Annotated in this window: 17 protein-coding genes; 14 read left to right on the top strand and 3 right to left on the bottom strand. The window is 36.9% G+C overall.

Annotated elements, in window-relative coordinates:
• Window positions 1-97: 97 nt before the first annotated feature.
• The 4 genes from EKM01_RS00065 to EKM01_RS00080 all read left to right on the top strand — a co-directional run bounded on the left by EKM01_RS00065 (window position 98) and on the right by EKM01_RS00080 (window position 4156).
• Window positions 98-970 carry an aldo/keto reductase family oxidoreductase gene (locus EKM01_RS00065; RefSeq protein WP_126452142.1) on the top strand — a complete coding sequence of 291 codons (873 nt, stop codon included), beginning with the start codon at window positions 98-100 and terminating at the stop codon, window positions 968-970.
• Window positions 971-1019: 49 nt separating this feature from the next.
• The gene (locus tag EKM01_RS00070) at window positions 1020-1772 is read left to right on the top strand and encodes an SDR family NAD(P)-dependent oxidoreductase (RefSeq protein WP_126457682.1); all 753 of its coding nucleotides are present in this window, start codon (window positions 1020-1022) and stop codon (window positions 1770-1772) included.
• Window positions 1773-2016: 244 nt separating this feature from the next.
• Window positions 2017-3156, top strand: coding sequence for an ATP-binding protein (locus EKM01_RS00075; RefSeq protein ID WP_126457683.1), 1140 nt, complete (start codon window positions 2017-2019; stop codon window positions 3154-3156).
• A gap of 274 nt (window positions 3157-3430) precedes the next feature.
• Window positions 3431-4156: a metallophosphoesterase family protein gene (locus EKM01_RS00080; protein WP_126457684.1), complete on the top strand. Its 726-nt coding sequence runs from the start codon at window positions 3431-3433 to the stop codon at window positions 4154-4156.
• A gap of 294 nt (window positions 4157-4450) precedes the next feature.
• On the opposite strand, the gene EKM01_RS00085 is transcribed toward EKM01_RS00080, so the two are convergent.
• A complete protein-coding gene (locus EKM01_RS00085) occupies window positions 4451-5998 on the bottom strand; it encodes an aldehyde dehydrogenase family protein (RefSeq protein WP_126452148.1) in 1548 nt (515 codons plus the stop codon).
• Between the two features lie 385 nt (window positions 5999-6383).
• On the opposite strand from EKM01_RS00085, the gene metG reads away from it, so the two are divergent.
• The 5 genes from metG (at window position 6384) to EKM01_RS00110 (ending at window position 12223) form a co-directional block, all read left to right on the top strand.
• Entirely contained in the window at window positions 6384-8444 is a 2061-nt protein-coding gene (gene metG, locus EKM01_RS00090; RefSeq protein ID WP_126766079.1) for a methionine--tRNA ligase, read from the top strand.
• A gap of 206 nt (window positions 8445-8650) precedes the next feature.
• Window positions 8651-9343: an HAD family hydrolase gene (locus EKM01_RS00095; protein WP_126457686.1), complete on the top strand. Its 693-nt coding sequence runs from the start codon at window positions 8651-8653 to the stop codon at window positions 9341-9343.
• Window positions 9344-9627: 284 nt separating this feature from the next.
• Complete coding sequence (locus EKM01_RS00100) at window positions 9628-10884, top strand: OmpA family protein (protein WP_126766083.1); 1257 nt, start codon at window positions 9628-9630, stop codon at window positions 10882-10884.
• Window positions 10885-11049: 165 nt separating this feature from the next.
• On the top strand, window positions 11050-11679 hold the full coding sequence (locus EKM01_RS00105; RefSeq protein ID WP_126766087.1) for a chloramphenicol acetyltransferase: 630 nt from the start codon (window positions 11050-11052) through the stop codon (window positions 11677-11679).
• Between the two features lie 37 nt (window positions 11680-11716).
• A complete protein-coding gene (locus EKM01_RS00110) occupies window positions 11717-12223 on the top strand; it encodes a ferritin (RefSeq protein ID WP_126457689.1) in 507 nt (168 codons plus the stop codon).
• A 295-nt stretch (window positions 12224-12518) separates the two neighbouring features.
• Here the strand turns inward: EKM01_RS00110 and EKM01_RS00115 are convergent, their stop codons facing one another.
• Window positions 12519-12851, bottom strand: coding sequence for a single-stranded DNA-binding protein (locus tag EKM01_RS00115; RefSeq protein WP_126452160.1), 333 nt, complete (start codon window positions 12849-12851; stop codon window positions 12519-12521).
• A gap of 178 nt (window positions 12852-13029) precedes the next feature.
• Here EKM01_RS00115 and EKM01_RS00120 point away from each other — a divergent pair, with 178 nt between their 5' ends.
• The 5 genes from EKM01_RS00120 (at window position 13030) to EKM01_RS00140 (ending at window position 19191) form a co-directional block, all read left to right on the top strand.
• Window positions 13030-14559: a bifunctional GNAT family N-acetyltransferase/carbon-nitrogen hydrolase family protein gene (locus EKM01_RS00120; RefSeq protein ID WP_126452162.1), complete on the top strand. Its 1530-nt coding sequence runs from the start codon at window positions 13030-13032 to the stop codon at window positions 14557-14559.
• Window positions 14556-14906, top strand: coding sequence for a hypothetical protein (locus tag EKM01_RS00125; protein ID WP_126452170.1), 351 nt, complete (start codon window positions 14556-14558; stop codon window positions 14904-14906). Before EKM01_RS00120 ends, EKM01_RS00125 begins: the two co-directional genes overlap by 4 nt.
• A gap of 99 nt (window positions 14907-15005) precedes the next feature.
• Window positions 15006-17324, top strand: coding sequence for a M28 family peptidase (locus tag EKM01_RS00130; RefSeq protein ID WP_126767031.1), 2319 nt, complete (start codon window positions 15006-15008; stop codon window positions 17322-17324).
• Window positions 17325-17444: 120 nt separating this feature from the next.
• Entirely contained in the window at window positions 17445-18248 is an 804-nt protein-coding gene (locus EKM01_RS00135) for an SDR family NAD(P)-dependent oxidoreductase (protein ID WP_126766091.1), read from the top strand.
• Window position 18249: 1 nt separating this feature from the next.
• Window positions 18250-19191 (top strand): DMT family transporter, encoded by a 942-nt coding sequence (locus EKM01_RS00140; protein ID WP_233579252.1) that lies wholly within the window; start codon window positions 18250-18252, stop codon window positions 19189-19191.
• Between the two features lie 147 nt (window positions 19192-19338).
• Here EKM01_RS00140 and EKM01_RS00145 read toward each other — a convergent pair whose 3' ends face one another.
• Window positions 19339-21402, bottom strand: coding sequence for a M13 family metallopeptidase (locus EKM01_RS00145; RefSeq protein ID WP_126766095.1), 2064 nt, complete (start codon window positions 21400-21402; stop codon window positions 19339-19341).
• Window positions 21403-21454 lie beyond the last annotated feature (52 nt).

Here is a 21454-nt window from a genome sequence, read left to right on the forward strand (position 1 = left end):
TAAGGCCGAATTATGATACAATTTTTATATTTTTAAGAACTTTGAAAAATATATTTCGAATTTGAAGATTTACGCATTTTAATAAAAAATAAAAAACATGAATAAAACTAAATTATCACCCATTGTAGCAGGCGTCATGAACTGGGGGATTTGGGATAAAAATCTCAATACCAAAGAAATGGAAAACATGATTAATGTGTGTTTAGAAAATAAAATCACCACTTTTGACCATGCTGATATCTACGGAGATTACACCACCGAGTCTGATTTTGGAAAAGCATTCGCAGCCAGCAGTATTGACCGGGAAAAAATGCAATTGATATCCAAATGCGGGATCCAAATGGTGACCGAAAACCGGAACAATACGATCAAACATTATGAATATTCAAAAGAGTACATCATCTGGTCCGTTGAAAACTCCTTAAAAAACCTGCATACCGATTATTTAGACGTGCTTTTACTACACAGACCCAGTCCTTTGATGCAGCCGGATGAAATTGCCGAAGCCGTTTTGAAGCTAAAATCAGAAGGGAAGATCATCGATTTTGGAGTTTCTAATTTCACTTCTACACAAACCGAATTAATTGGTCAAAAAACAGAAGTCTTGTACAATCAAGTCCAATTTTCGGCCACTAATTTCGAACCTATGGTGGATGGAAGTTTTGATTATATGCAGGCCAATAACATTCGGCCTATGTCTTGGAATCCACTTGGATCTGTTTTCAGAAAAGATATTCCGCAAACCCATCGCTTAAAAAAATTATTGGCGACCTTAGTTTCAAAATACCATTTGGGCTCCGACTCGATTTTGCTGTCCTGGATTTTAAAACACCCTGCTCAAGTAATTCCTATTGCCGGAACGGTAAATGTAGCCCGAATCCAATCCTTGATGAAAGCTGTTGAGTTAGAATTAGACAAAGAAGATTGGTTTGCAATTTGGGCAGCAAGTATGGGAACAAATGTAGCCTAGAATCCCTATTCAACTCAACAACTTTAGAATCAAAAAAGAAAAAAATTTCATGACTAAAACAGCCTTAGTGACCGGAGCCACCAGCGGAATTGGTAAAGCAACAGCACAAATATTAGCTAAAAATAACTATCAGATTATTCTTTGCGGACGTCGTGAGGACCGATTGACTGAACTCAAAAAGGAGCTTTCAGCATTTACCAAAGTGCATACGTTGTCTTTTGACGTTCGAGATAAAAAAGCGGTTTTCGAAAGCATCAATTCTATTCCGGAAGTCTTTGCTACAATTGATGTTTTGATTAATAATGCCGGAAATGCACATGGTTTAGACCCCATTCAAAAAGGAGATTTAGACGACTGGGATGCCATGATTGATATCAATGTAAAAGGACTTTTGTATGTCTCAAAAGCCATAATCCCACAAATGATCGAACGAAAATCAGGTCATATTATCAACATTGGGTCCATAGCCGGAAAAGAAGTATATCCAAACGGAAACGTCTATTGTGCTTCCAAACATGCTGTTGATGCCTTAAACCAAGCTATGCGAATGGACTTGAATCCTTATGGAATCCGGGTGGGAGCCATTCATCCCGGTGCCGTGGAAACAGAATTCAGTGAAGTGCGTTTCAAAGGCGATACAGACAGAGCCGCCAATGTATACAAAGGTTTTGAGCCATTACATCCTGAAGACATTGCTGACATTATTCACTTTGTAGTTTCCAGACCGTACCATGTAAATATTGCCGATTTGATGGTGTTGCCAACCGCACAAGCCGCTGCTACTATTTTAAAAAGGAATTGATTATCCCCATTATTTATTATAAAACACTACAATACATCGAGTTATCATTATATTTATAAAAGGGAATAAACAAAAAATGCAACAGGTAAAAATGCAACCGCTAATTCGCAGATTTTCTAATTAATTTTAAAATCTGCGAATTAGCGGTAGTTTATTAAAATATTCTGATAGAAAAGGATCAAAATAGGATCAACAAATATGTCTTTACAACACTGAAAAAAAAAATACATAATAAACAGTACCAATGATCAACAAACGCATTCTTATTAAAAACCTGCTTGCTCACAATGATGAAAGTAGTTTTTATGACAAAAAGCGCCAGTTAAATTTGCATACACGGGAAGGAAAAGCCAAGTTTCTCAAACACATTTGCGCGCTGTCCAATTCAAACCCTATGAATAACTCCTATATTGTAGTGGGGGTTGAAGACCAAGACAATACTATTGTGGGGGATGATTTTTTTGATGACAGTCGGATTCAGAATTTAGTGAATGCCTATCTGGAGAATCCACCCAAAATTCAATATGAAAATATACCTTTTCCAAATCTACCAAAGGACAAGGTTATCGGACTGGTAACAATCAAGCCAAAAAGCAACACCTCCTATTTCAAAAAAGGAATTCACACGATTCCTGCCAACAGTATTTTTATCCGAAGAGGCAGCAACACGACACCGGTTGAAGGCGAAATTGAAAAGAATTATCAGAATACGGAAACCGTAATTGGCATTGAAAACAACTCCCGAAACAGCATTGAATACACACTTGATGGCGTGATTGATTTTATGAATTTACGTCACAAAGACATGTCGCCAAAGTATAAAGTATTCAAGGAGTTATTTGTGATTTGCTGGGCAGGAATTGCAAAAAAATCCCGTGATAAAACGTATTTATCCCGCGTGGATATTGAATTGATCAACGAACAAATCAAGCTGTTTTATTCGGCTCAGGATGTGGTCGAAATCACTTTTGACGAAGATACTTTTACCATTATTGAGTATGTTCCTTTGGGTCTGAATGATAAAACGAGTTATTATCCTTTAGAAAAACAAACGATTCATTTTCACGACAATGGCTATTATAAAATTGAGAGAGAGATGCTTTTTCAACCACCGGAATTCAACAAGAAAATGCTGTTCCATATTTATAATGCCAATATTACTTTGCTGAACAAACTCCAAAAAGGACTTTCATTAAGCAAACGAGAAGAAAAAGATTTAGAGAATTTACCCTCAACATTTATGATTTGCTACCTCAACGGTTTTGAAGAAGCCAAACAAAAGCTAATAGATGCCAAAGTACTGTTGAAACCTTTCAACCACGTGTATTTATCGTTCAAGGAAGCGTTGCGAATTTTGAGAAAGATGAAATATGATGTGCAGTAATTTTTTGTTGATTTATTTATTTTTAAAATGTCCTGAAAAGTAAAATAAGCCCGTAAAGCAGTGATATTTCAAGTTTTACTTTAAAATGAGATTTGAGGAATTTAGCCCTGTTATTTGCTATAAAAATCAGAATTTTTAAAAAAGAGCTCCTTTAACTTTAGTTAAAAAAATAAGTTAAAAAGTAGTACTTCACCACTCTTTTACTTAATTTTATACCTTGAAAGACAGCTCGTATTTCTTGCTGTTTTTAGACTAATAAATGAACAACCCGTACATGAGAACACTTGTTATAGGCGATATCCACGGTGGTTTGCGAGCATTACACCAAATTATGGAAAGAGCCAACGTTACTAAAAACGACACCCTGATTTTTCTGGGAGATTACGTCGATGGCTGGAGTCAATCTCCTCAGGTACTTGATTTTATCATTGATTTAAAAACCAAACAAAACTGCATTTGCATCCGCGGAAACCATGATGATTTATTGCTGGAATGGCTCGGCGAAAGCAAAGACAATCTGCTTTGGCACAAACATGGTGGAGAAGCAACTGTTTTAGCCTACGAAACGGTTGGCTTAGAAACCAAGAAAAAACACATTGAATTCCTGAAATCATTAGAAAATTTTCATCTGGACGAGCAACAACGGCTTTTTGTCCATGCCGGTTTTACGAATATGAATGGTGTTGACTTTGAATATTTTCCCGGGCTTTTCTATTGGGACAGAACCTTATGGGAAACGGCCTTGGCATTAGACACGACAATGAAAACCGACCATGCGTTTTACCCAAAACGCTTTACTTTATATAATGAAATCTATATTGGTCACACGCCTGTCACCCGAATAGGTGAAACGACTCCCGTTCAAAAGGCAAATGTTTGGAATGTGGATACCGGAGCAGCCTTCAAAGGACCATTGACTATTATGGATGTTGACACCAAGGAGTTTTGGCAAAGTGAACCTTTGAACCAATTGTATTTTGACGAAAAAGGAAGAAATTAGATATCCTATTTTTTTAAACCTGTGTTTAAAAGTGATCTATTACTGCCACATTAACACTTGCACAAGCTTTAAAAAACAAAAAAAAATCGTCTAAGTCAAATATATTTGTCTGGGCACTTTGGATTTTATTATTGCTGTAGAAAAGGGTTTGTTTTTTTCGATGTGTATGACGGGTTAGATTACATCACAAAGATTATTGTGCGTGTTTTTAATAAGTTTACAAGGAATTTGTAATACTAAAAAAGGCAATTTGAAATATTCAAATTGCCTTTTTTAGTTAATTCTATTTTGGGGTTACAAATCAAATTTTATTCCTTGTGCCAATGGCAATTGGGTTCCGTAATTGATAGTATTAGTTTGTCTTCTCATGTAGGCTTTCCATGCATCAGAACCCGATTCACGTCCGCCGCCAGTTTCTTTTTCCCCTCCAAAAGCACCACCAATTTCAGCTCCTGAAGTACCAATATTTACGTTGGCAATTCCACAATCGGAACCCGATTGAGAAAGGAACAATTCCATTTCTCTCATGCTGTTTGTAAAAATCGAAGAAGAAAGTCCTTGTGGAACTCCGTTTTGCAACGCAATCGCTTCTTCAATCGTGCTGTATTTCATTACATATAAAATAGGAGCAAAAGTTTCTGTTTGCACAATGTTAAAATGGTTTTCAGCTTCAATGATACATGGTCTTACATAACAACCACTTTCATATCCTTCGCCTTCAACCAAACCACCTTCAACAATAATTTTTCCACCTTCTTTTTTAGCGCTTTCAATCGCATTCAAATATTCCTGAACAGCACCTTTATCGATCAGCGGTCCTACGTGATTATTCTCATCCAATGGATTTCCTATTTGCAATTGTCCGTACGCATTTTTCAACACGCTGATCGTTTTGTCATATACACTTTCGTGAATGATTAAACGTCTGGTTGAGGTACAACGCTGTCCTGCTGTTCCTACCGCTCCAAAAACCGCTCCGACTAATACCATACTGATATCCGCGTGTTCCGAAACGATAATAGCATTGTTCCCTCCTAATTCAAGGATAGTATTTCCAAAACGTTCGGCAACAGTTTTTGATACGTGACGACCTATTCTAGTTGAACCTGTAAAAGAAACCAGCGAAATTCTCTTATCATTATTGATTAAGTCTCCGGATTCATTTCCTGTTACTAAACAACTAACGCCTTCAGGAACGTTATTCCTTTTTAACACTGTTTTAATGATGTTCTGACAAGCAATTCCACATAAAGGTACTTTTGAACTTGGCTTCCAGATGGCAACATCACCGCAAACCCAAGCAATCATAGCGTTCCAACTCCAAACTGCTACCGGAAAGTTAAACGCTGAAATGATTCCAACCGTTCCTATTGGATGGTATTGCTCATACATCCGGTGCAAAGGTCTTTCAGAGTGCATGGTTAATCCGTACAATTGACGGGATAATCCCACCGCAAAATCACAGATATCAATCATTTCCTGTACTTCGCCATATCCTTCTTGAAGACTTTTTCCCATTTCATAAGAAACTAGTTTTCCTAAAGGCTCTTTGAATTTTCTTAATTCATCTCCCATCTGGCGAACGATATCCCCTCTTTTAGGAGCCGGAACCATACGCCATTCTAAAAATGCTTCCGAAGCTTTTTGCATTGCTTTTTCATAGTCTTCCTTAGAAGACGTTTTTACTTTTCCAATTAAAGTCCCATCTGCTGGTGAATAACTTTCGATGATTTTTCCATTGGCAAAATTAGCTGCTCCTGTTGATGTTCCTTCATTTACCTCCTCAATCCCTAATTGCTTTAGGGCGTCTTTGATTCCGAATTGATCTGCTATTGTTATCATTGTAACTTTTTTATTAAAAATTGTTATATTATTTACAAATATATTGATTTAACGTCAAATACTAAACATTGCTACTTTTATTTTGTTCTTTGGATCCAAAATCTGTTTTTTATAAAACAAACCCTTTTATAGATCTCAGAATTCTATCCAAATGATCTTCTTTTGAGGTTCCTTGTTATCGGTAGGCAAAATAAAATCGGATACACACTATAGTTTTAATCCCCTATAGTTGTAAATCTATTCTATTTTATCTTAAAAACAGAACAATTACTTATCTTAACTTTTATTTCCTGCGACGTTCCGTGAATATATTTGCAAGGGATAGTGGGAAATAGCTCCAAATAAAAATTGGATTGCTTATTTTTGTGCTCAATAAAATAGAATCATGATACAGAATCCAAAAAGATATACAATTACAGCGGCATTACCTTATACGAACGGCCCAATTCACATTGGCCATTTGGCGGGTGTCTACGTACCTTCGGACATATATTCCAGATATTTAAGATTGCAGGGAAGAGACGTTTTGTTTGTTTGCGGAAGTGACGAGCACGGCGTGGCGATTTCGATGAAAGCTAAAAAAGAAGGTATTACACCACAGGAAGTAATCGATAAATATGACGGAATTATACGTAAATCATTCTCTGATTTTGGAATTTCATTTGATAATTATTCCAGAACTTCGGCTAAAATCCATCATGATACGGCTTCGGAATTTTTTAAAAAGCTGTATGATAAAGGTGATTTTATTGAGGAAGTGACCGAGCAATTGTATGATGCAAAAGCGGATCAATTTTTGGCAGACCGTTTTGTGGTGGGAACGTGTCCAAAATGTGGCAACGAAGAAGCCTACGGCGATCAATGCGAAAAATGTGGCTCTACGTTGAATGCTACGGATTTGATTAATCCAAAATCGACCATTACAGGCGAAACGCCAATTATGAAAGCAACGAAACACTGGTTTTTGCCTTTGGATCGTTATGAAGATTTCCTGAAAGAATGGATTCTTGTTGGACATAAAAACGACTGGAAACCGAATGTTTACGGACAAGTAAAATCATGGATTGACGGTGGTTTAGAGCCTCGTGCAGTAACTCGTGACTTGGACTGGGGAATTGACGTTCCTGTTGAAGGTGCCGAAGGAAAAAAATTATACGTGTGGTTTGATGCGCCTATTGGCTACATTTCTTCTACAAAAGAATGGGCTTTGCGCGAAGGAAAAGATTGGGAACCATACTGGAAAGATAAAGACACGAAACTAGTTCATTTTATAGGGAAAGACAATATTGTTTTCCATTGCATTATTTTCCCAGCGATGTTGAAAGCCGAAGGAAGCTATATTTTGCCGGACAATGTGCCTGCAAATGAGTTCTTAAATTTGGAAGGAAATAAATTATCGACTTCAAAAAACTGGGCGGTTTGGCTGCACGAATATTTGGAAGAATTCCCGAATCAGCAAGACGTGTTGCGTTATGCGTTGACCTCAAATGCACCGGAAACAAAAGACAATGATTTTACCTGGAAAGATTTTCAGGCGAGAAACAATAATGAATTGGTGGCGATTTACGGAAATTTCATTAATCGCGTGGTAGTTTTAACCAATAAATATTACAACGGAATTATACCTACTCCAAATGAACTTTCGGAAGTGGACGAAGCTACTTTGACGGAATTGAAAGCGTATCCAGCGGTGATTTCAAGTTCTCTGGAGCGTTACAGATTCCGGGAAGCGTTGAGCGAGTTGATGAATGTGGCTCGTTTAGGAAATAAATATTTAGCCGACGAAGAACCCTGGAAAGTAATCAAAGACAATCCGGAGCGCGTGCAGACACAAATGTACGTTGCGTTGCAAATTGCGGCTGCGTTGAGTTCACTTTGCGAACCCTTCTTGCCGTTTACAGCTACAAAATTATCAAGAATTCTAAAAATAAAAAGTCCTTTGAATTGGAATACTGTTGCTCAAAACTCTGATTTGATTCCAGCTGGTCACCAAATTGGAGAAGCGGAATTATTGTTTGCCAAAATTGAAGACGAGGAAATACAGAAACAAATTGACAAATTAGAGGCGACTAAAACGGCTAACAAAGCAGAGAATAAAGTAGCCGAACCACAGAAAGAAACAATTCAATTTGAGGATTTTGCCAAAATGGATATCCGTACGGGAACAATCTTGGAAGCAGAAAAAATGCCAAAAGCGAACAAGCTTTTGATTTTGAAAATAGATACTGGAATTGACGTGCGCACCATTGTTTCAGGAATTGCGGAGAGTTTTAAGCCCGAAGATATAATAGGGAAAAAAGTTACTGTTTTAGTGAATTTGGCTCCAAGAAACCTTCGTGGCGTAGAAAGTCAGGGCATGATATTGATGACCACTAATGCCGAAGGGAAACTGGTTTTTGTAAATCCGGATACCGATGGCGTTGCCAATGGAGAGACTATAAATTAAGAAAAAACAACCGCAAATTTGCTAATTAATATGTAATCTTAAATATATTAAGTAATAACCATGGTATAATGTCGTATTTTAAAATCAGGATGAAATTATGTAACAATCTGATTTTAAGCTGTTTTACTTAAAGTTAATTCTTTTGACTTTACGACTTTTAAACTTTCGACTTACTTAATTAGCGAATTCGCGGTAAATAAAAAAATATGAGCTTAAAAGTAATTGCCTTCGATGCCGATGATACCTTATGGATCAACGAAACCTATTTTGATGAAACGGAGAAAAAATTCTGCGGTTTGATGGAAGATTATTTATCGCATCAGGGAATTTCTAAAGAACTTTTCAAGGTCGAAATTGACAATCTGAAATTATACGGCTACGGAATCAAAGGCTATATTCTTTCGATGATTGAAGCCGCGATGAATATTTCGAATAATACCATTCCTATTGAAATAATCGAAAAAATTATTCAATATGGAAAAGAATTGCTGGAGAAACCTATCGTTTTATTGGATGGTGTTCAAGAAACTTTAGACGCATTGAACGGAAAATACAAATTGGTTGTAGCTACCAAAGGCGATTTATTAGACCAACGCCGAAAATTGCACAATTCTGGTTTGGGACATTATTTTCACCATATAGAAGTGATGTCAGACAAACAGGAAAAAGATTATTCCGATCTCATCAAACGATTGGAAATACAACCTTCGGAATTTTTTATGATTGGCAATTCCTTAAAATCAGATATACTTCCGGTTTTAGCCATAGGCGGACATGCCGTTCACATTCCGTTTCATACCACTTGGGCACATGAAAAAATTGACCATAAAATAGAACACGAAAATTTCATTGCTTTCAAAAAAATAACAGACGTTTTAAAACGATTGGAATTACGATAAATCCACCAATCCAATTGGCTCAAATTAGAGTATGCGAGTGCATTTGTCGGATCTGTTCTGGCTTAAATTTAGCCCCTCTAAACCTCTTTTTTAAGTAAAAAAGATACAAATTCAGCATATAAATACCTATTTTGAGGCATCAAAAATGCTTTAAAACATTTAAAAAACGCCCATTTTAGTACATTGTTTATTACAATTGGAACGAATCCTTATATAATTTACTCTTTACCGGCTATCCTCCATTTTTGTACTGTAGGTTTGTAAAAACTTTAAATTTTTATATGATGAAAAAAATCATACTTACGTTAGTTTTTGCTTCAGCGATTACAACTTTAAGCGCTCAAACAGAACCTCAGAAAAATACTGAAAACGATTACAACAAATGGTCTGTTGAATTAGCAGGTGGTGTTAATAAAACACAAAGACCAATGACTGCTGGTTATTTCACCTCTACACCTAGTCCTTTTGTTGCTGATCTTGGAGTTCGATATATGTTCAACAACAAATTTGGTTTAAAGGCTGACATTGGATACAACAGCTTCCAAGGCAAAAACAATTCAATTGATTTTGACACTAAATATTACAGAGCAGATATTCAAGCCGTCGCTAATTTAGGAAGAATCATGAATTTTGAAACATGGACAAACACTCTCGGTTTATTGGGTCATGCAGGTTTTGGTTTAGCACAATTAGAAGACCAAAATTCGGCGTTGAAAGACAGAATGGGTAACTTTATGGCCGGTGTTACAGGTCAAATTAAACTATCAAACAGAATTGCTCTAACGGGAGATTTCACAACTATTCTTAATGCTGCGCAAGATGCCGCTTTTGATGGTGCAAGTACTCGTGATGCCAGAGGTTTCTCAGGAATTCTTTTTAATGGTACAGTAGGTTTAACAGTTTACTTAGGTAAAAACGAAAAACATGCGGACTGGGTTATCGATCACGAAGGTAAATTTGATGCAATTGATACAAGATTTATGGCTATCGAAAATAAAATGCTGGATACGGATGGAGATGGCGTAGCTAATTATTTAGATCAAGAAGAAAATACTCCTGCAGGAGCAATGGTGGATACTAAAGGAAGATCAATTGACAAAAACAACAACAATGTTCCTGATGCTACAGAAGCTTACGTCCTAGAGAATTATGCTAGCAAAACCCCCGATAGTAACGTTGTATATGATAACGAACTAATCAAAAGTTTAATTAATGGTGGTTATGTTGCTGTTTATTTTAACTTTGATCAATCAAGACCAACTGACGTATCTACAGAAGCTACTAGTTTTATTTTAACATACTTGAGAGACAATCCTTCTGCTTCAGTAGACATTATTGGTCATGCTGATGAATTAGGAGGATCTGCTTACAATGATAAATTATCTACAGCAAGAGCTAACCATGTTAAAACTACATTGGTAAAAGCTAACATTGATGCATCAAGATTGAATGTTGTTGCAAACGGTGAAGATACCTCTGTAGATAAAAATTCAGTAAATGCAAGAAAATTAGTTAGAAGAGTTACGTTCTCCGTAAAATAAGCTTCATACTTACTTATAAAAAAGCCCTAAAGGAAAATTTCTTTAGGGCTTTTTTTAGAACTACACCTTATCTAACTGTTCCATTTTAGAATAGAGAATCAACTAACTCCTAACTATTCACAAAGAATAGCTGTACTTTTGAACTTTAAATAAAATCCCTTCATTTTGAGAACCCTTTTAGATATAGAAAATTGGCCCAGAAAAGAACATTTTCATTTTTTTAGACAATTTGAAGAACCTTTTTTTGGAGCCACAGTCAAAATTGATTGTACGAAAGCTTATGCAGCTGCAAAATCACTAAATTCTTCTTTTTTTAATTATTATTTACACCAAACATTAGTAGCGGTAAATACCATTGAATCTTTTAAGTATCGAGTTTCAGAGGACCAAATATATATTTGTAACCAAATTAATGCTTCAGCTACAATTGGTCGGGAGGACGGCACTTTCGGATTTTCTTTAATCGAATACAATGCTGATTTTACTGTTTTCAAAACGACCTCCGCTACAGAGATTGCCCGCATTCAAACCACAACAGGACTTTTTACCCGAACCTTTGAGGAGGATAACGTGATCCATTTTTCAGCAATTCCGTGGCTGGATTTTTCCTCTTTATCCCATGCTAGAAGTTTTTCCTTTCCGGACAGCTGTCCAAAAATATCTTTTGGCAAAATGAAAGTCTCCCCTAGTGGCAAAAGAACCATGCCCTTGTCTGTTCATGTACATCATGGATTAATGGACGGTTTTCATCTGGGACAATTTGTGGATTGTTTTCAGGAATTGATGAATCAGTAGTGACTTATTTTTTTTAACTTTACTAAAAACTAAAATTATGCTATCTAAAAATATTGAAATTGCCCTAAACAAACAGATTCGCATTGAAGCAGAATCCTCGCAAACCTACCTTTCTATGGCGTGTTGGGCTGAAGTGAGCGGACTGGAAGGAATTGCTCAATTCATGTTTGCCCAATCTGACGAAGAGCGCCTGCACATGCTCAAATTAATCAAGTATGTAAATGAACGTGGTAGCCATGCAAAAATAACGGACTTAAAAGCCCCAAAAACTACTTATGAAACCTTCAAAGATATGTTTGAGGAACTTTATAAACATGAAATTTTTGTTTCGGATTCGATAAATGAGTTGGTACACATCACTTTCTCTGAAAAAGATTATGCCACACATAACTTTCTGCAATGGTATGTTGCCGAGCAAATTGAGGAAGAAGCGACCGCAAAATCTATTTTGGACAAAATCAACTTAATAGGAGATGACAAAGGCGGTTTATACTTATTTGACAGAGACTTACAACAAGTGGCGCTTGTCAAACCTGCTATTTAAATGTTAAAATTTATTTAGAACAGATAAAAATAACATACATTTGCCTTAGTTTTTAATTCTTTATAAAAATTGGAAAAGAAAAAAAAGGAAAAGAAAAAAAATCAAAAAGAAATCCTTAAAACCATTAAGATTGCAGAAAACTGCAAATCTAAATGTTGCAAAAAATTCAAAAAAGGGGAAGACAATCGCTGTAAGCGGTGTCCGTTGTTTGATTTATTAAAAAAAGTATCCTGATTCAAAACATAAATGCCCTCTGATACAGAGGGCATTATTTTATTGCTTAGTCTTGAAAAACCTATTTCCCTAAAAGCAAAACATCATCAACGACAACTTCAGTGATGTAACGTTTTTCTCCATTTTTATCGTCATAACTTCTATGGGTTAATTTTCCTTCAATGGCAATTTCTTTTCCTTTGGTAACATATTTCTCTATGATTTCAGCCGTTTTTCCCCAAGCAACGAGTTTGTGCCATTGGGTTTCTTCTACTTTTTCTCCTTTGTCGTTTTTGTAGCTTTCATTTGTAGCTAAGGAAAAATTAGCTAGTTTTTTTCCTCCGTCAAATGATTTGATTTCCGGATCATTTCCTACATGTCCAATTAACTGTACTTTGTTTCTTAATGTGCTCATGGCGTATACTATTTAAATGTTAGTGTATGTTTGTTGAATTGGTCTTTCAAATCAACAGGGCAAAGATGCGATCATTGCTAAAAGGTAATCGGTTGTTAACTATTTACTTTCGGTTGTAACTATTTGTAACCGTTTGTAATTGGTAAATTTTAGCTATATTTGATAAAATCATTATTTCATGCAAGCCAAAATAAACAAAGTAGAGTTACGAAATCTAGCGATTGAAGACTATAAAGAGCTCAAAAAATCAATGGTAGAATCGTATCCGGAAATGGTTGGTTCCTATTGGAGAGAACATCATATTGAAAAATTATTGAGCATTTTTCCGGAAGGCCAACTCGTAATCTTAGTAGACGGCAAAGTTGTAGGCTCTGCATTATCGCTAATTGTGGATGAAAGCTTAGTAGACAAAAACCATAATTATTCTGATATAACAGGAAAATATACCTTTTCGACCCACAATCCACAAGGGGATGTCTTGTATGGAATAGATGTGTTTATTCATCCAAGCTACAGAGGACTCCGCTTGGGAAGACGTTTGTATGACGCCCGTAAAGAACTATGTGAACAATTGAATTTGAAAGCAATTGTTTTTGCCGGCAGGATTCCAAATTATGGGCAACACGCCAAAACCCTCACTCCTAAAAATTATATCGAAAAAGTAAAAAGAAAAGAGCTACACGACCCTGTGCTTTCTTTTCAGCTGAGCAATGATTTTCACGTAATCCGGGTCATGAAAAACTATCTGGAAGGCGATACCGATTCTAAAGAATTTGCCGTTTTACTAGAATGGAATAATATTTATTACGACGAAAGCCCTAAATTAATAAACCTCAAGAAAAGTGTCATCCGCCTGGGACTCGTTCAGTGGCAGATGCGCCAACTGAACAATCTGGAAGCTTTATTTGAACAATGTGAATTTTTTGTTGATGTCGTTTCCGGGTATGGCAGTGATTTTGCACTATTTCCAGAACTCTTTACCGCTCCGTTGATGGCGGATTACAATCATTTGTCCGAGGCAGAAGCCATACGGGAATTAGCCAAACATTCAGAGCCTGTTCGCAAACGCTTTCAGGAGCTAGCCATTTCGTACAACATCAACATTATTACAGGAAGTATGCCTCATTTAGAAAACGGCACGCTTTACAATGTGGGTTTTTTATGCAAGAGAGACGGAACTTCAGAAATGTATGCCAAAATTCATGTTACTCCAAACGAAGTACAGCACTGGGGGATGACCGGAGGATCACAAATTAAGACCTTTGATACCGATTGTGGTAAAATAGGCATCATGATTTGTTATGATGTTGAATTTCCGGAGCTCTCCAGATTAATGGCAGATGAAGGCATGAATATTTTATTTGTCCCGTTCTTGACAGATACTCAAAACGCCTATACCAGAGTCAAACATTGCGCACAAGCCAGAGCGATTGAAAACGAATGTTATGTAGCCATAGCAGGATGTGTAGGAAATCTTCCAAAGGTAAACAACATGGATATTCAATATGCGCAATCAGCAGTATTTACACCTTCTGATTTTGCTTTTCCAAGTAATGGAATCAAAGCCGAAGCAACCCCAAATACCGAGATGACACTCATTGTAGACGTAGATTTAGATTTACTGAAAGAGCTTCACGAGCACGGTAGCGTACGCATTCTAAAAGACCGTAGAACTGATTTATACGATATCAAAAAAATAAATCCATGACAAAAACCTGCTTAGAATGTGAAGAGAAAATTGTAGGCCGTGAAGATAAAAAGTTTTGCAGTGACGGATGTCGCAACGCCTACAACAATAAAATGAACAAAGACAGCACTAATTTTATGCGCAACATCAACAATAAGTTGCGTAAAAATTACCGCATTCTAATTGAACTTAATCCCGATGGAAAATCAAAAACCACCCGCGCAAAATTATTAAGCAAAGGTTTTGATTTTGAATTTTTTACTAATATTCTGCGAACCAAAACAGGGAATACTTACTATTTCCTGTACGATCAGGGGTATTTAGTTTTAGACAATGAGTATTACATGCTAGTCAAAAAAGACATTTAACACCGCATCCAAATCCACTTACTTACCATGAAAAAAGATTATTTCTCCATTTTTGCCGGTTTGTTTATTTCAGTAACCCTAGCGTTAATCTACTTTACGATGATGCCGCAATGGACTTCCAATGATCAAGGGTCCCTTACTGAGTTTTCGACCCAAAGGGCTTTGAATCACATCAAATCCATTTCAAAAAAACCTCATTATGTAGGATCTGACAATCATGATGTGGTCGCAAATTACCTCCTGAAAGAGCTAAAAAAGTTAGGACTGCAGACTTCTGTTCAAACCGGCTATACGCTAAGTGACTGGGGAAATCTTGTACAATCAAAAAACATCTTGGCTCGTATCAAAGGTTCTAATAGTTCCAAAGCCTTGTTGTTGCTTTCACACTATGACAGCGCACCCCATTCCTACTCGCCTGGAGCTAGTGATGCGGGTTCCGGTGTAGCTACAATTCTGGAAAGTGTTCGGGCTTTTTTATACAATAAAACCCCGCATAAAAACGATATTATTATTCTGTTTTCGGATGCAGAAGAGTTAGGACTTAATGGTGCTGCACTTTTTGTAACCCAACATCAATGGGCAAAACAAGTGGGACTGGTACTCAACTTTGAAGCCCGTGGTTCTTCCGGCCCCAGCTACATGCTGATGGAAACTAACAATGGAAATGCAGGATTAGTAAAAGAGTTTGCTGCTGCAAAAGCGACTTTTCCAGTATCTAATTCCTTGATGTACAGTATTTATAAAATGTTACCCAACGACACTGATTTGACCGTTTTTAGGGAACAAGGCGATATTCAGGGCTATAACTTTGCATTTATTGACGACCATTTTAACTACCATACCGCTCAGGATGACATCCAGCATTTAAACAAAAATACGCTGGCTCATCAGGGTTCTTATTTGATACCGTTGTTAAATTATTTTTCCAGTACGGATTTAAATGCGATACAATCCAGTGAAGAGTATGTCTATTTTACCATTCCATACACTTTTATAAGCTATCCTTTCAGTTGGGTTTTGCCTATGGTTCTACTCGCTTTAGCGTTGTTTCTTTCGCTATTATTTATAGGAAGAGCCAAACGCCTTATATCAGCCCGAGAAATTGTAAAAGGATTCATTCCGCTGTTTGGTTCCCTGACGGCAACGGGAATAATTACCTTTTTTGGATGGAAAGGATTGCTGCTCGTCTATCCTCAATACACGGATTTGCTGAACGGATTTACCTATAACGGACATGCTTACATAGCTGCTTTCGTACTGCTGGCTTTAGCAATAAGCATGGTCTTTTATCATTTATTTTCATGTCGTAAAGTCAACATCAATCATTATGTAGCGCCATTATTTATTTGGATTGTGATTAATGCCATCATAGCTTTTATGTTACCGGGAGCTGGATTCTTGATTATTCCGGTGTACTTTGGTCTATTCCTTTTTGGGGTTTTCATTGTGACTCAAAAATCAAGCGAAACATTAAATCTTATTTTTAGCATTCCTGCTTTGATCATTATAGCTCCTTTTATCCAAATGTTTCCTATCGGTTTGGGACTAAAGGTATTGTTTGGAAGTGCCCTTCTTACCGTATTGCTATTCGGATTATTGCTGCCTATTTTTGGGGCTTTCGCCAAAAAGGGAATCTGGTCTATACTCCTGCTTTTGCTTTCCATTGGCTTTTTTGCGAAAGCGCATTTAGAGTCGGGATACAAACCCGGAAAAGCGAAGTCAAATAGTTTATTATACCTCTATAATGCGGACACAGATCAAGCCAATTGGGCCACGTATGACACTAATCTCGATTCCTGGACCACAGGCTATTTGGGTGTAAACCCGAAAAAGGCAACCAATTTGAACGAAATTCCGTTGTTTAGCAAATACAATTCTGGTTTTACCTATGCTGCCAAAGCACCTAAAAAAGCGATTCCGAAACCAACTATCGCATTTCTGGAAGACCGAATTATAGGAAATCAAAGACATGTCAAAATAAAAATTTCCCCGAACAGAAACGTTAATCGCTATGACATTTTTGCCAATGAAAAAATGATACTTCATAATTTAAAAGCGAATGGCGTGACTACACTAGGTCGGAAAAATTCAATTTACCAGCGAAAAGGAAAGAAGATATTGAGTTATTATGTGGTAGGAAACGCCCCTTTAGAATTGCAGTTTAGTTTTAATGCTGCAACTGCGTTCAACATGGAACTGTTAGAAAGTTCTTTTGACCTACTTTCCAATCCTTTATTTGAAATCACGAAAAGAGAAAACTGGATGATGCCAACCCCTTTTGTTTTGAACGATGCGGTTGTCATTAGGCAAAAAATAAAAGCGAGTCCGGTTGTTGAGAATACTTTGAATACTACTGTAACAAATCCTGTTGTAAAAGATAGTTTAGCAGTAGTGAAAGACAGTTTGAAAAAATTATGATGGAATTTCTTTAAGGTCACATTTTATGACCTTGAAGAAATTTAAATTTATGAGAATGCACGGCCACCAATTGTAACCGCATATAAATTTAAAAATTACGATTGATTACAAAAAACGAAAATGACAAAAATTAGTGTTCTGGGTTGCGGATGGCTGGGTTTGCCTTTGGCGAAAGCCTTCCTTTCAAAAGGATTTTCCGTGAAGGGCTCGACGACTTCTACAGCGAAATTAGACGTATTGAAAAATGCCGGAATCGCTCCTTTCTTAATTGCGCTTTCAGAAAATAAAACCAAAGGAAACCTTTCTGATTTTCTGGAAAATTCTAAAATTTTAATCATTGATGTCCCACCAAAACTTCGTGGTTTAGCGCAAGAAAACTTTGTTGCCAAGATTAGAAATATGATTCCATCTATCGAAAAATCTTCTGTTGAAAACGTACTTTTCATCAGTTCGACATCTGTTTATAATGATGAAGCTATTTTTGTTACTGAAGAAACTATCCCAAAACCGGATACGGAAAGCGGCAAACAATTACTGGAAACAGAACAGCTTTTGCTAAACAACAGTCATTTTAAAACGACGGTATTGCGTTTTGGCGGATTAATTGGCCAGGACCGCCATCCTGTAAAATTCTTGGCCGGCAGAGAAAATCTTGACAACCCTAATGCAACCATTAACTTAATTCATCAAGACGATTGTATTGGAATCATTGAAAAAATTATTGAAACGGATTCATGGAATGAAACCTTCAATGCAGTGGCTCCATTTCATCCTTCTCGAGAACAGTACTACACCCAAAAAGCGAAGGATCTGGATTTAGCTTTGCCAAAATTTAATTCTGAAGAAAATTCAACTGGAAAAATAATTTTGAGTGCTCGCATAGAAACGGTTTTAAAGTATACTTTTACGAAACCAAATTTGTAATGTGAGAACTAAAATTAAGAATGCCGTTTCGTCCAAAATAGACACTATTGGACTGCCAATTTTGGCTTTGTGTTGGGTCAGTTTTTTTTGGGGAACTACCTGGATTGCTTCTAAAGAGGGCGTGAAACACATGCCCGCCTTACAACTTGTCGCCATCAGACAATTTTTAGGAGGATTCCTGTATATTTCCTATTTTTTATTTAAAAAGGCGCCTTGGCCAAAGGGAAAACAATGGAAAACGATCATCATTCTAAGCATTCTTAATTTTGTTTTAAGCAACGGATTAAGCACTTGGGGCGTCAAGTATATCAGTAGTGGTCTAGGCGCAATTATTGGCGCTTGTGTCCCTTTATGGATTGTGATCATTACTTTTTTTAGAGGCGAACGATTATCCAGAGTATCAGTTGTGGGTTTGATTATCAGTTTCAGTGGGGTTTGTGTGATTTTTTACGACCACCTGAGTGATTTTTTGATTCCTAGTTTCAGATTTGGAATAATCATTTCCATAATTTCTACTTTAACTTGGGCTTTTGGCACCTTGTACACGAAGAAAAAAGCAGCCACTTTTAATCCGTATTTTAGTTTGGGACTGCAAATGTTTATTTCTAGTATTTTAGTTTTCGCCTACACTGGCGCAACTGGAATTTCCGTCAAATTAAGTGAAATTCCTGCTGCTTCCTGGTGGTCTATCGCTTATTTAGTTGTTTTTGGTTCCATACTTACTTTCATTGCCTTTATTTATGCTCTTCAAAATCTTCCTGCGGAGATCAGTAGTGTGTATTCCTATATCAACCCAATTATTGCCGTGATTTTAGGCGCAATAATCTTTGGGGAAACCCTCAATACTGCCATAGCCGTAGGAGGTGGCGTCACCTTATTTGGCTTGTATCTGGTGAATTATTCGCTGAGAAGAACCCGAAAAAACAGTATCAAAACAGAATAAAAAAAGTCCAATTTGCTTGAGCAAATTGGACTTTTTTATACTACAAGATAATTTTTATACCTGTATTTTTTTCTGGACTGAAGCTACGTCTCTGTGTCATTCGACTAAGGAGAAATCACATCAGGATCATACTCTGGTGAATAATTTCTACCAGATTTTCACTCTCTTTTCTGGAGCAATGTACATTCCATCATTTTCTTTAATATCAAAGGCTTGATAAAACGTATCAATATTTTGCAAAGGCACATACGCACGGTACATTCCTGGAGAATGCGGATCTGTTTTTACTTGATTTTTCAAGGCTTCATCACGCATTTTTGAACGCCATATCGTTGACCAGGAAATAAAGAAACGTTGTTCCGGAGTATATCCATCGATTAATCCCGGGTTTCCGTTTGCTTTCAGGTACAATTGCAAACCATCATAAGCGGCATTTACGCCTCCTAAATCTCCAATGTTTTCACCAAGCGTGAATTTACCATCTACAAAAGTTCCTGGAATAGGTTGCAAAGCGCTGTATTGAGCTGCAAGCGCTCCTGTTAAAGCAGAGAATTGTTTCAAATCTTCAGCGGTCCACCAATCTACTAAGTTTCCGTCAGCATTGTAACGCGATCCCGAATCATCAAACCCATGTGAAATTTCATGCCCGATAACGGCTCCAATTCCACCATAATTTACGGCTTCATCTGCTTGATAATTGTAAAAAGGCGGTTGCAAAATAGCTGCTGGAAATACAATTTCATTATTTGAGGGGTTGAAATAGGCGTTCACAGTTTGTGGAGACATGCCCCATTTTTCTTTATCGACTGGCTTGTTCAATTCAGCTATGTTTTCTTCAAAACGCCATTTTGCCAAGTTTTTAACATTATCAAAATACGTTCCGCCTTCTTTTGGACTTTTAATGGTCAAGGCTGAATAATCTTTCCATTTGTCTGGATATCCAATTTTTATTCTTGATTTATGCAGTTTAGCAAGTGCACTTACCTTAGTTTCTGTAGACATCCAAGGCAAATTATTGATTCGGTTTTCGAAAGCAAGAAATATATTTTTGATCATTTTTTCCGCTTTGGCTTTGGCTTCAGCCGGAAACATTTTCTCTACATATAATTTTCCTAACGCTTCTCCAACCGTTCCGTTGATGGTTTGAAGTGCTCTTTCGTCACGTGGTCTTTGACTTACAGCGCCCGTCAGGGTTTTTCCGTAAAACTCCCAGTTTGCGTCTTCAATAGTAGTTGACAATTGACTTGATGCTCTGTTTAATAAAGTCCAACGCATGTATGCTTTCCAGTCTTCTACTTTATTTTCTTTGAAAATTGTTTCTAAAGCAGTCATATATTTAGGCTGAAACACTATCAAGGAATCCACTTTAGGCAATCCTATTTTTGTGAAATAATTATCCCAGTTGATTGAAGGCGTCAGTTTTTGTAAATCTTTAACCGTCATTGGGTTGTATGATTTACGACGGTCTCTTCTTTCTACTCTATCCAATCTTGGTTTAGACATGGCGATTTCAAGTGCCAGGATTTTTTCGGCATTCGCTTTAGCAACTACCGGAGTATCACCAAGGTACTGTAACATTTTAGCAACGTGAAGCACGTATTTAGCTCGTTTTTCTTTAGAGTCGGCATCTTCAGAAACATAATAATCTCTGTCTGGCAAACCTACGCTACCCAATCCTACATTAATTACATTTCTATTGCTGTTCTTTGCATCAGTGCCTACACTGGCTCCCACAAATCCAATACCGCCAATTGGCTCCATTTCAATTAATAATGCCTCTAGGTCTTTCGCATTTTTAACTGCGTTTATTTTTGTCAAATACGGCTTTAAAGGCGCTATCCCAAGCTTATTTCTTCCTATGGTATCTAATATCGACTGGTATAAATTAACGGCTTTCCCTTGATCAGTATTTGATTTATAACTCGGATTCTTAGTGGCTTCCTTCAAGATTGCCAAAGCATCGGCATCTGTTTTTTGACGCAATTCATCAAAACTTCCCCAACGGGTTCTATCAGCTGGAATTTCTGTATTATCCAACCATGTTCCATTCACATAGCGAAAAAAATCATTGTTGGGTTGTACATTCTTGTCCATGTGGTTCACATTGATTCCTGGCTCTTTCGCCACGGCTGTGTTCTGGGCTTGACTTACCGTAAAACCCATGATTGCAGGAATCACAAAAAGCAACTGCTTATTGATGTTCTTTTTCATTTTTAATATATATTTAGTTAGTTTTACAAAGCTATCAATAAAACTTTTAACT

The organism is Flavobacterium sp. RSP46 (assembly GCF_003984825.1).
GTDB lineage: Bacteria > Bacteroidota > Bacteroidia > Flavobacteriales > Flavobacteriaceae > Flavobacterium.

What these genes read in the sequence shown, in the direction of transcription:
- EKM01_RS00085 (WP_126452148.1), bottom strand. Translation starts at nt 5,998, where the DNA reads ATGATAACAATAGCAGATCAATTCGGAATCAAAGACGCCCTAAAGCAA.
- EKM01_RS00130 (WP_126767031.1), top strand. Translation starts at nt 15,006, where the DNA reads ATGATGCCGCAATGGACTTCCAATGATCAAGGGTCCCTTACTGAGTTT.
- EKM01_RS00125 (WP_126452170.1), top strand. Translation starts at nt 14,556, where the DNA reads ATGACAAAAACCTGCTTAGAATGTGAAGAGAAAATTGTAGGCCGTGAA.
- EKM01_RS00075 (WP_126457683.1), top strand. Translation starts at nt 2,017, where the DNA reads ATGATCAACAAACGCATTCTTATTAAAAACCTGCTTGCTCACAATGAT.
- EKM01_RS00110 (WP_126457689.1), top strand. Translation starts at nt 11,717, where the DNA reads ATGCTATCTAAAAATATTGAAATTGCCCTAAACAAACAGATTCGCATT.
- EKM01_RS00135 (WP_126766091.1), top strand. Translation starts at nt 17,445, where the DNA reads ATGACAAAAATTAGTGTTCTGGGTTGCGGATGGCTGGGTTTGCCTTTG.
- EKM01_RS00115 (WP_126452160.1), bottom strand. Translation starts at nt 12,851, where the DNA reads ATGAGCACATTAAGAAACAAAGTACAGTTAATTGGACATGTAGGAAAT.
- EKM01_RS00095 (WP_126457686.1), top strand. Translation starts at nt 8,651, where the DNA reads ATGAGCTTAAAAGTAATTGCCTTCGATGCCGATGATACCTTATGGATC.
- EKM01_RS00120 (WP_126452162.1), top strand. Translation starts at nt 13,030, where the DNA reads ATGCAAGCCAAAATAAACAAAGTAGAGTTACGAAATCTAGCGATTGAA.
- EKM01_RS00065 (WP_126452142.1), top strand. Translation starts at nt 98, where the DNA reads ATGAATAAAACTAAATTATCACCCATTGTAGCAGGCGTCATGAACTGG.
- EKM01_RS00145 (WP_126766095.1), bottom strand. Translation starts at nt 21,402, where the DNA reads ATGAAAAAGAACATCAATAAGCAGTTGCTTTTTGTGATTCCTGCAATC.
- metG (WP_126766079.1), top strand. Translation starts at nt 6,384, where the DNA reads ATGATACAGAATCCAAAAAGATATACAATTACAGCGGCATTACCTTAT.
- EKM01_RS00080 (WP_126457684.1), top strand. Translation starts at nt 3,431, where the DNA reads ATGAGAACACTTGTTATAGGCGATATCCACGGTGGTTTGCGAGCATTA.
- EKM01_RS00100 (WP_126766083.1), top strand. Translation starts at nt 9,628, where the DNA reads ATGAAAAAAATCATACTTACGTTAGTTTTTGCTTCAGCGATTACAACT.
- EKM01_RS00070 (WP_126457682.1), top strand. Translation starts at nt 1,020, where the DNA reads ATGACTAAAACAGCCTTAGTGACCGGAGCCACCAGCGGAATTGGTAAA.